The organism is Streptomyces katrae (assembly GCF_000966975.1).
Lineage (GTDB): Bacteria > Actinomycetota > Actinomycetes > Streptomycetales > Streptomycetaceae > Streptomyces > Streptomyces katrae.
In genome coordinates, this window is sequence record NZ_JZWV01000127.1 from 1 (window position 1) to 14,012 (window position 14,012).

Sequence of the window (14,012 nt, forward strand, 5' to 3'; positions counted from 1 at the left end):
CGCACATGCCGCCGAGGGCACGCTCGGCCGCGCGGCGGCGCAGAGCGGCCGGTACTTCGGGCCGCCATCGCCTCCGGCCGGCTCGGCGACGGCGCGTACACGTCGATCGCGGGGCGCGAGTTCAACTCGGTGACGCCCGAGAACGAGATGAAGCCCGACGCCACCGAGCCCCAACAGGGCCAGTTCAACTTCGCCGCGGGTGACCGCGTCTACAACTGGGCGATGCAGAACGGCAAGCAGGTACGCGGCCACACCCTGGCCTGGCACTCCCAGCAACCCGGCTGGATGCAGAACCTCGGCGGCAGCGCGCTGCGCCAGGCGATGGTCAACCACATCAACGGCGTGATGGCCCACTACAAGGGCAAGCTCGTCCAGTGGGACGTCGTGAACGAGGCCTTCGCCGACGGCAGTTCGGGCGCGCGCCGGGACTCCAACCTGCAGCGCACCGGGAACGACTGGATCGAGGTCGCCTTCCGCACCGCGCGCGCCGCCGACCCCGGGGTCAAGCTCTGCTACAACGACTACAACATCGAGAACTGGACCTGGGCCAAGACCCAGGCCGTGTACTCCATGGTCCGGGACTTCAAGCAGCGCGGCGTGCCGATCGACTGCGTCGGCTTCCAGTCCCACTTCAACAACGACAGCCCGTACGACGGCAACTTCCGCACCACCCTGCGGAGCTTCGCCGCCCTCGGCGTGGACGTGGCCGTCACCGAACTCGACGTCCAGGGCGCCCCGGCCACGACCTACGCCAACGTGGCCAACGACTGCCTGTCCGTCCCGCGCTGCCTCGGCATCACCGTCTGGGGCGTACGGGACACCGACTCGTGGCGATCGGAGCAGTCGCCGCTGCTGTTCGACGGCAACGGCAACAAGAAGCCCGCGTACACCTCCGTACTGGGCGCGCTCAACGCCGGCTCCTCCACCCCCACCCCGAACCCCTCGCCCGGTTCCGGGCCGATCAGGGGCGTGGGCTCGGGCCGCTGCCTGGACGTACCCGGTGCCGTCACCACCGACGGCACCCAGGTCGGCCTGTGGGACTGCAACGGCCGCACCAACCAGCAGTGGACCTCCACCGCGGCGGGCGAGCTCAGGGTCTACGGCGACAAGTGCCTGGACGCCGCCGGAACGGGCAACGGCACCAAGGTCCAGATCTACGCCTGCTGGGGTGGTGACAACCAGAAATGGCGCCTGAACCCCGACGGTTCCATCGTCGGGGTCCAGTCCGGCCTCTGCCTCGACGCCGCGGCCAACGGCACCGCCAACGGCACCCTGATCCAGCTCTACTCCTGCTCCGGCGGCGGCAACCAGCGCTGGACCCGCACCTGAACCACCGAAGGCCCCTAGAACGCGCCCTGCCCGCCGCCCCCGAGGGGCGGCGGGCAGGGCGTGCGGTCGTTCAGGAGCAGGGTGCGCCGTTCAGCGTGAAGCGCGCGGGGGGCGCGTTGGTGCCCGCGTACGTGGCCTGGAAGCCGAAGCTCGCGCTGCCGCCGGGCTCCAGCGTGGCGTTCCACCCGGCGTCCCGGGCGGTGACCGTGCTGCCCGACTGGTTCACCGTGGCGTTCCAGGCGTTGCCGATCCGCTGGTCACCCGCGAAGCTCCAGCCGAGGGTCCACCCGGAGAGCGCCGAGGTTCCGGTGTTCTTCACGCTGACCGTGGCCGTGAAGCCGTTGCCCCAGGCGTTGTCGATCCGGTAGGCGACCGTGCAGGAGGCCGCGGGCGCGTCGTCGTCCGCCTCCGTCGCCGTGAACACCGCCGGCTGCACGCCGGGACCGCCGGCCGTGAACGTCGCGGTGCCCGCCGACGTGTCGGCGTCCTGCGCGGCCGAGACCGGAACCTGCTGCGCCATCGCCCAGTTGCCCGGAGTGAACACCAGGGTCGCGGCCGCCGACAGGTCCTGGTCGCCGGAGCTGCGGGCCACGGTCACGGTGACGTCCCGCGCGGGCGCCGCCGAGAGCCGTACGCCCACCGGCGCCGATCCGCCTTCCGCTACCGTGACGGCCGCCGGTGCCACCTGGACCGCGGGCACCGCCGGGACGCCGCGCCGCTCGGCGGCGAAGGCCGCCAGCCAGGCCAGCGACGCGTTCCAGTTGATCGCCACCTCGTTGGTGGAGTACGAGCCGATGTCGTCCACGTAGCACGCCGCCGGCGCGCAGCCCGCGAGCTTCTCCTTGGCGACCGGGTCCTCCAGCGCCGCGTTCGGGCCGCCCGCGAGGGAGCCGGGCGGGGGGTGCGGCAGCGAGGGGTCGTTCTGGTGGGCCCAGAACCGGTGGTGCTGGTTCTCGGAGTGGCGTTCGCCGTGGCCGGTGACGTAGGAGAGGTCGAGTGCGTTGCGGCCGAGCAGGTAGTCCAGGGACTCCAGCGCTCCGGCCCGGTAGCGCTGTTGGCCGGTGAGCTCGTACGCGACGGCCAGCACCATCGCGTTGTCGGCGACGGAGCTGTTGGAGCCCCAGGCGTACCCGGTGGCGGGGAGCGGCACCGGGTATCCCTGTCCGGCCATGGTGGACAGGTGGCCGTCGGCGGCCGTGGTGAGCAGACCGCGCAGCCGGGAGACGTCCTCGGCGGGCAGGCCCGAGCCGGGGACGGTGGCGAGGGTGATGCGGCCGAGGGTGGCCGTGCCGCCCCACCAGAACGCGTCGGCCGGCTTGGTGTGGTGCGGGGAGGAGGTGACGGCGTCCCGGTACTGTGACTCGCCGGTGGTGGTCAGGAGCTCCGCCGCCGCCCAGTAGAACTCGTCGGAGACGTCGGCGTCCTCGTAGGCACCGCCGCCGGTGTTGTCGCTCGCGGGGGCGAGCACGTCCGGATTGGCCCGGGCGGCCGTCCAGGCGCGGCGGGCCGCGTCCAGGCAGCGCGCGGCGAACGCGGCGTCGTACGGGGCGTACACCCGGGCGCACTGCGCGGCCGTGGCCGCCAGGTTCAGCGTCGCGGCGGTCGACGGCTTGTGCAGCTCGCGCTGCTCGGCATCGAGTTCGGGCCGGGTCGGCAGGGCGGTCCAGCCGGCGTCGTGCATCTTGTGGAAGGCCATCCCCGCCATCGGCTTCCCGGCCGGGACCTGCATCCGCAGCAGGAACTCCAGCTCCCAGCGGGCCTCGTCCAGCACGTCCGGGGTTCCGTTGCCGCGCTCCGGCACCCGCAGCGTCGCATCGCCGAGGGCCGCGTCCCGAGGGCCGCGTCTGCGCCCGAACGGCGCGCCCGCTCGTAGGAGTTGACCATCTCCCAGACGGCGATGCCGCCGTTGACCACGTACTTGCCGTGGTCGCCGGCGTCGTACCAGCCGCCGCGCGCGTCGATGCGGTAGTCGCACACCCCCGCCTGGCAGGGGACGTCGCTGTCGCCCTTGTTCGGCGCGACGCCCAGGTGCCCGGCGGGGCGGGCGTAGGCGCTGCCGCCGGCCAGGGCGGCGTCGATCGCGATGCCGCTGCGCTGCTGGTAGAAGAAGGACATGCTGTCCGCGCGCAGTGCGTCGTACAGGGACGGGGAGATGTCGAAGGGGTGGCTGGTCCGGCCGTCGACGCCCAGGGTGTAGCCGGTGCCGGTGCCGGTGTAGGCGCCGAAGTCCACCAGGTGCGTGGACTGGCCGGACGCCTGGTCCGCGCCGCGCACGGTGGTGGTGCCCGAGGCGACCACCGCGCCCGCGGCATCGCGCAGTTGCCAGCCGAGCGGGGCGCTCGCGGTGCTCACCACGGTGGCCCGTTTGGGGCCGTCGGGCAGGTAGCCGAGCTGGTTGACCCGGACGGGTGTGTCGGCGGCGGCGGCCGCGGGGGCGGGGGCGGCCGCGGGGGCGGCCGCCGCCGGAAGGGTCAGGGCGGTCGTGGACAGGCCGCCGGCCGCCAGCGCGAATCCGGCGAGTACGGCGGCCGCGCGACGGGGCACGCCGCGCGCGGGGGTGACAGGAGGCATGGGGGAGCCTTCCTAGGCGAGTGGGAGTGGGAGCGCTCCCAATCAAGCCAGCAGCCGGACGAACCCGTCAAGTGGCCGTGCCGCAAAGGAAGTTGGCTTGCCCGCCAGGCGGCGCGCGGCCTCAGTTTCCCGGCGCGGGGGCGGGGTTGCCGTAGTAGGCGTCCGGTCCGTGCTTACGGGTGAAGTGCCGCTCCAGGAGGTGCCTCGGCGGCTCGGAGACGCCTCCGAGGCGGAACCCCAGTGCCAGCGTGTGCAGCGCCATCTCCGCCACGGCCTCGCAGACGATGGCGTTCTCCAGCGCGGCCTTCGCGGTGGCGCCCCAGGTGAAGGGGCCGTGTCGCGAGACGAGCGCCCCCGGGACCTCGGCGGCCCGGCGGGGGTCGCCGCCGAGCCGGGCGACGATCACCTGGCCGGTGTTGTACTCGTAGTCCTTGGCGCACTGCTCGGCGGTGAGGTCCTCGGTCACGGGGACGGGCCCGTTGAAGGTGTCGGCGTGGGTGGTGCCGAGCACGGGGATCGGGCGGCGCGCCTGGGCGAAGGCGACGGCGTGCGCCGAGTGCGTGTGGGTGACCCCGCCGATGGAGGGGAACGCCCGGTAGAGGCACCGGTGGGTCTCGGCGTCGGTGGACGGCCTGAGGTGCCCGTCGACGACCCTCCCGTCCTCCAGCGCCACCACGACCAGGTCCTCCTCGGTGAGTTCGGCGTAGGAGACCCCGGACGGCTTGATGACGAAGACACCGGCGTCCCGGTCCACCCCGCTGACGTTCCCCCAGGTGAGAGTGGCCAGGCCGGCCTCCGGGATGCGGAGGTTGGCCGCGAGGACCTCGCGGCGGAGGCTCTTGAGGTCGGTCTCGCTCACTGCGCTCTCACCGTCTTTCCGCGTGGGCCGGACTGATGGGGGCCGCATCGGCGCCGTTCCTGCGCCGTGGCGGCTACCCCGGGTCGAATTGTGAGCGCTAACAAGCGGTAAACTCAAGAGATTGCCGGAAGAATCCTGCTCACATCGCATGGTCAACGCTGCATAATGTGAGCGCCAACATCGATACTGCGTCCACCGTCTCCCGGCCGGCCCGAGATGTGTGCGGGCCCCGGCCGGTTCGGTACCTTGAGGGAAGGCCGCTCGATGAGGAAAGGAAGAGAGTTGACCCAGCTCCCGGACGTCCCGCGAGCGCCCACGATGACGGACGTCGCGCGCGTCGCCGGCGTGTCCCACCAGACCGTTTCGCGGGTGCTCAGCGACCACCCGAACGTCAGCGCCAAGACCCGGGCCGCGGTGACACAGGTCATCGAGCAGCTGGGGTACCGCCGCAACTCGGCGGCCCGGGCCCTGGCCACGCGCCGGACCCACACGCTGGGCGTCATCGCGGTGAACACCACGCTGCACGGGCCCGCCAGCACCGTGGCGGGGGTTCAGGAGGCGGCACGCGACCGCGGCTACCTGACCTCCGCCGTCACGCTCCGGACGGCCACGCAGACGGCCCTCGCCGAAGCCATGCAGCACCTCGCGGGGTGGGGCGTGGAGGGCATCGTCGCCGTCACTCCGCAGCGCGCCGCGGTGAGGGCCCTGGCGGCGTTGGAGGCGCCGTGCCCGGTGGTCACCGTGGAAGGCGGCCACACCCTGGCCCTGCCCGGGGTGTCACTGGACCAGAACCTCGGCGCCCGCATGATCACGGAACACCTCCTCGCCTCGGGCCACTCCACCGTGTGGCACGTCGCGGGCCCCTCCGACTGGCTGGAGAGCGAGGCCCGTACGCAGGGGTGGGAGGAGGCGCTGCGCGAAGCCGGAGCCGAGGTGCCGCCCCTGCTGCGCGGCGACTGGAGCCCCCTGTCCGGATACCAGGCCGGCCAACAGCTCGCGGGGCGGGTCCGGGCGTCGCGGGGAAGGGGGGCGGGCCTCACGGCGGTGTTCGTCGCCAACGACCAGATGGCCCTCGGTGTCCTGCGGGCCCTGCGCGAGGCCGGACTGCGCACGCCCGAGGACGTGGCGGTGGCCGGCTTCGACGACATCCCCGAGGCCGAGTTCTTCCCGCCCCCGCTGACGACGATCCGCCAGGACTTCGCCTCGCTCGGCCGCGACAGCATAGGACTGCTCCTGGACCACATCGAGGGCCGGGCCCCGGGCATGCCCCGGGGCGGGCGTCAGCGCGCGGTGGACCGGCGGCCGCCCAGCAGGCGCTGCAGCACGATGAACACGAGCAGCAGCGCGCCGATGACGATCCGGGTCCACCAGGAGCTCAGCGTGCCCTGGAAGTTGACCAGCGTCTGGATCATGCCGAGGACGAGCACGCCGAGAGCGGTCCCCAGGACGAAGCCGGAACCTCCCGTCAGCAGCGTGCCGCCGATCACGGTGGCGGCGATCGCGTCGAGCTCCATGCCCATGGCGTGGAGGGCGTAGCCGGAGAGCGTGTAGAGGGTCAGCAGCAGGCCGCCGAGCGCGGAACACAGGCCGCTGACCCCGTACACGGCGACCTTGGTGGCGCCCGTCGGCAGACCCATCAGGCGCGCGGAGGACTCGTTGCCGCCCAGCGCGTACACGTTGCGGCCGAAGCGCGTGTGGTGCAGGACGACGAAGGCGGTCACCAGCACGGCCAGGGCGATGAGCACGGGGATCGACACGAACAGTCCGCCCGGTCCGTAGAGCCTGGTCTGGGCGGCTCCCGTCGTGGCGGGATCGTCGATCGTGATGGATTCGGTGCTGATCGTGTAGCAGAGCCCCCGGGCGAGGAACATGCCGGCCAGGGTGACGATGAACGGCTGGATCTCGAAGGTGTGGATGATCCAGCCCATGAGCGCCCCGCTCGCGGCGCCGGTCAGGAGGACCAGGGGGATCACGGCGGCCAGGGGCCAGCCGTGCGACTGGACCAGCCAGGCGGTGAGCATGGTCGACAGGGCCACCATGGAGCCGATGGACAGGTCGATGCCTCCGGTGAGGATGACGAAGGTCGCGCCGACGGCGACGACCAGGAGGAAACCGTTGTCGATCAGCAGGTTCAGCACGACCTGCGCGGAGAGGAACCCTTCGTAACGCACCGATCCGACGCCGAACATGACGACCAGCAGGCCCGCGGTGACGAGCAGGGGGACACGGGTCCGGGTGCGCGGGGAGACGGCCGGGAAGGGGCGGGCCCGTCGCGCGGCGGTGTCCGCGGTGCCGGTACTCATGCTCGTGCCTCCTGCTCCTGCGGGGTGGCACCCGCCGTGGTGGGGGGCCGGGGAGTGGCTGCCCGGCGGCGTACGGCCTTGGCCCGGAAGACCGGGGACTGCACGAGGCAGACCACGATGACGACGAAGGCCTTGAAGACCAGGGTGGTCTCGGGAGGGACGCCGAGGGTGTAGACGGTGGTGGACAGGGTCTGGATGACCAGGGCGCCCAGGACCGTCCCGCCCAGGGAGAAGCGCCCTCCGGTCAGGGCGGTCCCTCCGACGACGACGGCGAGGATGGCGTCGAGCTCGATCCACAGGCCGGCGTTGTTGCCGTCGGCGCTGGAGACGTTCGAGCTGATCATCAGCCCGGCGACGGCGGCGCACAGGGCGCTGAAGACGTAGACCAGGACGAGCAGGCCGCCGGCCCGGATGCCCACCAGGCGGCTGGCGGTGGGATTGCCTCCGACGGACTCGATCAGCATGCCCAGGGCGCTGCGGCGGGTGACGAAGGAGGTGAGCGCGACGAGGACGGCGGCCAGCAGGACGGCGAACGGGAGCGACAGCCAGTAGCCGCCCCCGATCATCTTGTAGGGGGCGCTGGTCACCGTGACGATCTGGCCGTCCGTGATCAGCTGGGCGACGCCGCGGCCCGCGACCATGAGGATCAGGGTGGCCACGATGGGCTGCACCCCCAGTCCGGACACCAGCAGTCCGTTGGCCAGGCCCAGCACGAGGGCGACCCCGAGGGCGAGGCCGACGGCCGTGAGCGTGGCGGCGACACTGCCCGGACGCGCCGCGCCGGCCAGGTGTCCGCAGGCGAGCGCGCCGGCGATGGCGACGGTGGAACCCACCGAGAGGTCGATCCCCCGGGTGGCGATGACCAGGGTCATACCGAGCGCCACGAGGACGAGGGGCGCGCCGAAGCGCAGGATGTCGACGAGGCTGCCGTAGAGGTGGCCGTCACGCACCCGGACCGAGAAGAAGTCGTGGTGGAACGCGAGGTTGCCGAGGAGCAGGGCGAGCAGGACGAGCGCGGGCCACAGCAGGCGGTGGCCGGCCGTCCGTCGCCCGATGCCGCCGGCGGCCCCGGAGGTGGCGGGCTGGGGAGTCATGAATCCGTTCCGGTGGCGATGGTCGTCAGGAGGCGTTCGGGAGTGACGGTGCCGTCGTTCGCCAGGGTGGCCACCATGCGGTGGTCGCGGAGGACGGCGATGCGGTGGCTCAGGCGCAGGACCTCTTCGAGTTCCGCCGAGATGAACAGCACGGCGGTGCCTTCGTCCGCCAGGCGGGCCACGAGTTTCTGGATCTCCGCCTTGGCCCCGATGTCGATGCCCCTGGTGGGTTCGTCGAGGATCAGGAGCCGGGGCTCGGTGAGCAGCCAGCGTGCGAGGAGGACCTTCTGCTGGTTGCCTCCGCTGAGGTGGCGTACCTGTGCTTCGGGGTCGGCGGGGCGGATGTCCAGGGCCTCGATCCAGTGCCGCGCCAGTTCGTCCTGTTTCGCCCGGGTCAGCGGTCTGGTCCAGCCGCGGGCGGCCTGCAGGGCGAGGACGATGTTCTCGCGGACCGTGAGCTCGCCCACCAGGCCCTCGGACTTGCGGTTCTCGGAGCAGAAGGCGATGCCCCGGGCGATGGCGTGCCGGGGGCTGCGCAGGGGCGCCCTCCTGCCCTCGATGCTCACCTCTCCGGCGTCCGCGCCGTCCGCGCCGAACAGCAGGCGCGCCGCCTCGGTGCGGCCGGAGCCCAGCAGGCCGGCCAGTCCGATGACCTCTCCGGCGTGGATGTCGAGGTCGTAGGGTTCGATCGAGCCGGCACGGGTCAGCCGTCGTGCCCGCAGGAACGGCTCGCCGGCCGCCCGTTCGGCCCCCTGCCCGTGGGCTCGGCCCGACAGCTGGTCGAGGGTGGCCAGTTCCCCGCCGATCATGCGCTGGACGAGTGTCACGGGGGTGAGCTCGGCGATGGGGTACTCGCCTTCCAGCCGGCCGCCCCGCAGGACGGTGACGCGGTCACAGAGGTCGAAGACCTGGTCGAGGAAGTGCGTGACGAACAGGATGGCCACGCCGCGGTCCCGCAGGCGCCGCACCAGTCCGAAGAGCTGGGCCACCTCTTCGCGGTCCAGGCTGGAGGTGGGTTCGTCCAGCACGAGCACCTTCGCCGAGACGTCCACCGCCCGGACGATGGCGACGAGTTGCTGCACCGCCAGGGAGTGCGCCCCGAGCGGACGGGTGACGTCGAGGCCGAGCTCCAGTTCCGTCAGCAGCTCGGCCGCCCGCCGCCGCGTCTCGGACCAGCGGACGAGACCGAACCGGCGCGGTTCGCGCCCGATGAGGATGTTCTCGGCGACGGAGAGGTTCGGGCAGAGGTTGACCTCCTGGTAGACGGTGCTGATCCCGGCCCGCTGCGCCTGGAGGGGGTCCGTGAACGCGTGGGGGCGGCCGTCGACGAGGACGGTGCCGCCGTCGGCGGGGTGGACACCGGTGAGCACCTTGATCAAGGTGGACTTCCCGGCGCCGTTCTCGCCCATCAGGGCGTGCACCTCGCCGGGGAAGAGCCGCAGGGAGACTCCGTCGAGGGCGAGCACGCCCGGGAACCGCTTGCGGATGCCGTGGGCTTCCAGGACCGGCCTCGGGCCGCCGGCGCCCGCGGGCGGCGGGGTGGACGGAGATGTCATCGGCCCTCCTCTCGTGTGGGGGTGGGGCGGGCCCGGCTGCCGGGCCCCGCGGGGCGGCGGGATCCGGAGGGGAGGGCCGGGCCCGCCGGGACTGCGGCGGCAGCGGAGGCCGCCGGGTCAGTACTTGCGGGACGGCAGCGCGGCCGCGGCCTTGTCCTGCGGGAAGACGCCCTCCTGGGTCTCGACCCGGGCCGGCACGCTCTCCCCCGCGACGACCTTCTTGGCCAGTTCCATCAGCTGGTCTCCGAGGAGCGGGTTGCACTCCACGACGACGTTGATCTTGCCTTCGGTCATCGCGACGAAGGCGTCCTTGATCCCGTCCACGGAGATCACCTTGATGTCCGTACCGGGCTTCTTGCCGGACTCCTCGATGGCCTGGATGGCGCCGAGGGCCATGTCGTCGTTGTGGGCGTAGAGGACGTTGATGTCCTTCTGGGACTTGAGGAAGGCCTGCATGACCTCCTTGCCCTTGGCGCGCGTCTTGCCCTTGGCGCGCGTGAACTCGCCCGACTGCGAGGCGACGATCCTGAACCTGCCGTCGGCCCGGATGGCCTCGGCGAAGCCGGCCTTGCGGTCGTTGGCGGGTGCGGAGCCCGTGGTGCCCTGGAGCTCGACGATGTTGACCGGCCCCTGCTCGTTGGCGTACGCAGCGGTCAGCCACTCCCCCGCGGCCTTCCCCTCCTTGACGAAGTCCGAGCCCAGGAAGGTCTTGTAGAGGGAGGTGTCCTTGGTGTCCACCGCGCGGTCGGTCAGGATGACCGGAATGCCCGCGTCCTTGGCCTCCTTCAGCACCGTGTCCCAGCCGGACTCCACGACCGGGGAAAAGGCGATCACATCGACCTTCTGCTGGATGAAGGTGCGGATCGCCTTGATCTGGTTCTCCTGCTTCTGCTGCGCGTCGGAGAACTTGAGCTCGATCCCGGCCTTCTTCGCCGCCTCCTGGACGGACTTGGTGTTGGCGGTGCGCCAGCCGCTCTCGGCGCCGACCTGGGCGAAACCCATGGTGATCCGGCCGCCGGCGCCCTTCTTGGCCCCGGAGGCCTGGCCGGGGGCGGGACCGGCCGCGGGGCCCTGGGTCGAGCAGGCGGTCAGCGCCGAGGAGGCGAGAAGTGCGGCGGAGAGGACGAGGACTGCTCTTCGAGCCATGACGGATGTCCTTTCGGGGTGCACAGGGGAGCCGTCGCATTGTGAGCGCTAACAAGTGTGGTTCTCAACCCCCTTGCCACGCGTTACCTGTCCGTTATCGCGGCGGATGCCGCCCCGACGGGTATTGCCGCCTGATCCAGGCAACCCTCTTGCCCCTCGACATTGTTAGCGCTCACACTGCATGGCGTCGGACTCCCGTCACTCCTTCGAAAGGCATTCCGTTGACGTCACCCCCCTCCCTCATGCCCGCCCTCCGTTCCGGGGAGCCGGATCGGTACACGGTCGGTGTCGACTTCGGCACCCTGTCGGGCCGCGCCGTGGTGGTGCGGGTCCGCGACGGGCAGGAGCTGGCGGCCGCGGTCCATACCTACCGGCACGGCGTCATCGACCGGTACCTGCCGCAGGGCGGTGCGCGACTGCCTCCGGACTGGGCCCTGCAACACCCCGAGGACTGGCGGGACGTACTGCGCCGCGCCGTCCCGGCGGCCCTGGCGGCGGCGGGGATCGATCCCGCGGCGGTGATCGGCATCGCCACCGACTTCACCGCCTGCACCGTCCTGCCCACCCTGGCCGACGGGACCCCCCTCGCCGAGACGGAGCTCTCCGGGCGGCCGCACGCCTGGCCCAAGCTGTGGAAGCACCACTCGGCCCAGCCTTACGCCGACCGCATCAACGAACTCGCCCACGCCCGCGGGGAGAAATGGATCTCCCGCTACGGCGGCCGGATCTCCGCGGAGTGGCAGTTCGCCAAGGCCCTCCAGCTGCTGGAGGAGGATCCGCTCGTGTACGGGACCTGCGCGCGGTGGATCGAGGCCGCCGACTGGATCGTGTGGCAGCTCACCGGGACCGAGTCCCGCAACGCCTGCACCGCCGGGTACAAGGGCATCCACCAGGACGGTGCCTATCCGAGCGAGGAGTACCTGGCCGCGCTGAACCCCCGGTTCGCCGACTTCGCCCGCACCCGTCTGGAACTCCCGCTCTCCGCGCTGGGCTCACGGGTGGGCTCGCTCACCACGGAGGCGGCGGCCTGGACCGGGCTGCGCCCCGGGATCGCCGTGGCCGCGGGCAACGTCGACGCCCATGTCACCGCGGCCGCGGCCCGGGCCGTGGAGGACGGTCAGCTGCTCGCCATCATGGGCACCTCCACCTGCCACGTCGTGAACGCCCCCGTCCTCGCCGACATCCCCGGCATCTGCGGGGTCGTCAGCGGCGGCGTCATCGAGGGGGCCTACGGCTACGAGGCCGGCCAGAGCGCGGTCGGCGACATCTTCGCCTGGGTACTGGACCAGGGCCTCCCGCCGGACTACCTCGCCGAAGCCGCCGAGCGGGACGAGGACCTGCACACCCTGCTCTCCCGGAAGGCCGCCGCCCAGCCGGTCGGCGGCCACGGACTGGTCGCCCTCGACTGGCTGGGCGGCAACCGCTCCGTCCTCGTCGACCACCGCCTCTCCGGAGTCATCGCGGGCCTGACCCTCGCGACCCGCCCCGAGGACGTCTACCGCGCGCTCCTCGAAGCCACCGCGTTCGGCACCCGCGTCATCGTGGAGGCCCTGGAGGCGGGCGGCGTGGCGGTGCGCGAGTTCATCGTCGCGGGCGGACTGGCCAGGAACGAACTGCTGATGCAGATCTACTCCGACGTGCTGCGCCGCCCCGTCTCCCTCACCGCCTCCGACCAGGCCCCCGCCCTCGGGTCGGCCATCCACGCCGCGGTGGCGGCGGGCGCGTACGGCGACGTACGGACGGCCTGCGCCGCCATGGGCCGCCGGCTGCCGGCCGTCTACACGCCCGACACCTCCCGGGCCGATGCCTACGACGCCCTCTACGCCGAATACCGGCTCCTGCACGACCGCTTCGCCGCCGACGGCCAGTTGCACCGCCTGAGGCGCATCCGCGACACCACCCTCACGGCGAACTGATCCGCACCGCCGTCCGCCCTCTCCGCCCCCGCCCGCTCCGGCGCGTCGCGGGACGTCACCTCCAGGAGTCCATGTGCCCAGCCGAACGTCTCCCGCCCAGGAAATCTGGTTCCTCACGGGCAGCCAGCACCTGTACGGGGAGGAAACCCTGAAGCAGGTCGCCGAACAGTCGCGGCAGCTGGCCGCCGCCCTGGACGACGCCTCCGGCATGCCCGCCCGTGTCGTGTGGAAGCCGGTGCTCACCGACGCCGACGCCATCCGCCGCCTGTGCCTCGACGCGAACGCCGAGGACCGGTGCACCGGGCTCATCGCCTGGATGCACACCTTCTCACCGGCCAAGATGTGGATCGCCGGACTGGACGCGCTGCGCAAGCCGCTGTTGCACCTGCACACCCAGTCGAACAGGGCCCTGCCCTGGGAGACCATCGACATGGACTTCATGAACCTCAACCAGGCCGCCCACGGGGACCGCGAGTTCGCGCACGTCCAGGCCCGCCTGGGGGTCCCCCGCAAGACCGTGGCGGGACACGTCACCGACCCGTTGACGATCGCCCGGGTCGCCGTGTGGGGGCGGGCGGCCGCCGCGCGATCCGAACTGGCCACCCTCAGGACCGCCCGCTTCGGCGACAACATGCGCGACGTGGCCGTGACCGAAGGGGACAAGGTCGAGGCCCAGCTGCGCCTGGGCGTCTCCGTCAACACCTACGGCGTCAACGACCTGGTGGAGGTCGTCGACGGCGCGGAGGAGAGCGAGGTGGCCTCGCTCGTCGAGGAGTACGCGGACCTGTACGACCTGGCGCCGGAGCTCCGGCGGGGAGGCGAACGGCACGGGTCGCTGCGCTACGCGGCCCGCATCGAAGCCGGCCTGCGCACCTTCCTCGAATCGGGCGGCTTCCGGGCCTTCACCACCAATTTCGAGGACCTGGGCGGACTGCGCCAGCTGCCCGGCCTCGCGGTCCAGCGGCTGATGGCCCAGGGGTACGGCTTCGGAGGGGAGGGCGACTGGAAGACCGCCGTCCTGCTGCGCGCCCTCAAGGCGGCCGCCGCCGGCCTCCCCGGCGGCACCTCCTTCATGGAGGACTACACCTACGACATGACCCCCGGCAACGAGCTCATCCTCGGTGCGCACATGCTGGAGGTGTGCCCCACCCTCACGACCGCCAGGCCCGCCTGCGAGATCCACCCCCTCGGCATCGGCGGACGGGAGGACCCGGTCCGGCTGGTGGTCGACGCCGCTC

At 72.1% G+C, this 14,012-nt stretch carries 7 protein-coding genes and 3 pseudogenes; 4 read left to right on the top strand and 6 right to left on the bottom strand.

The annotated features are described in order from the left end of the window. A pseudogene (locus VR44_RS06840) lies at positions 1-1,329 on the top strand (endo-1,4-beta-xylanase); the annotation flags it as partial. 70 nt (positions 1,330-1,399) lie between these two features. On the opposite strand, the pseudogene VR44_RS06845 reads toward VR44_RS06840, so the two are convergent. Further along, positions 1,400-3,900 (bottom strand): annotated as a pseudogene (locus VR44_RS06845) (glycoside hydrolase family 9 protein). Positions 3,901-4,021: 121 nt separating this feature from the next. Next, positions 4,022-4,759, bottom strand: coding sequence for an L-ribulose-5-phosphate 4-epimerase AraD (gene araD, locus VR44_RS06850; RefSeq protein WP_045946478.1), 738 nt, complete (start codon positions 4,757-4,759; stop codon positions 4,022-4,024). Positions 4,760-5,023: 264 nt separating this feature from the next. On the opposite strand from araD, the pseudogene VR44_RS42300 reads away from it, so the two are divergent. Beyond that, a pseudogene (locus tag VR44_RS42300) lies at positions 5,024-6,022 on the top strand (LacI family DNA-binding transcriptional regulator); the annotation flags it as partial. 17 nt (positions 6,023-6,039) lie between these two features. Here the strand turns inward: VR44_RS42300 and yjfF are convergent. The 4 genes from yjfF to VR44_RS06870 form a co-directional block, all read right to left on the bottom strand. Then, positions 6,040-7,062, bottom strand: a complete 1,023-nt coding sequence (gene yjfF / locus VR44_RS06855) for a galactofuranose ABC transporter, permease protein YjfF (RefSeq protein WP_045946479.1) — start codon at positions 7,060-7,062, stop codon at positions 6,040-6,042. Further along, positions 7,059-8,156, bottom strand: coding sequence for an ABC transporter permease (locus VR44_RS06860; protein WP_045946480.1), 1,098 nt, complete (start codon positions 8,154-8,156; stop codon positions 7,059-7,061). The genes yjfF and VR44_RS06860 overlap by 4 nt, the downstream gene beginning before the upstream one ends. Continuing rightward, complete coding sequence (locus VR44_RS06865) at positions 8,153-9,712, bottom strand: sugar ABC transporter ATP-binding protein (RefSeq protein WP_045946481.1); 1,560 nt, start codon at positions 9,710-9,712, stop codon at positions 8,153-8,155. Before VR44_RS06865 ends, VR44_RS06860 begins: the two co-directional genes overlap by 4 nt. Positions 9,713-9,829: 117 nt before the next feature. Then, positions 9,830-10,858 (bottom strand): ABC transporter substrate-binding protein, encoded by a 1,029-nt coding sequence (locus VR44_RS06870; protein ID WP_045946482.1) that lies wholly within the window; start codon positions 10,856-10,858, stop codon positions 9,830-9,832. 242 nt (positions 10,859-11,100) lie between these two features. Between VR44_RS06870 and araB the strand changes: the two genes are divergently transcribed. Together araB and araA are read left to right on the top strand one after the other, a co-directional pair. Then, positions 11,101-12,774 carry a ribulokinase gene (gene araB / locus VR44_RS06875; RefSeq protein ID WP_045946483.1) on the top strand — a complete coding sequence of 558 codons (1,674 nt, stop codon included), beginning with the start codon at positions 11,101-11,103 and terminating at the stop codon, positions 12,772-12,774. 73 nt (positions 12,775-12,847) lie between these two features. Beyond that, the coding region (gene araA / locus VR44_RS06880; RefSeq protein WP_045946484.1) for an L-arabinose isomerase at positions 12,848-14,012 on the top strand (1,165 nt) is incomplete at its 3' end.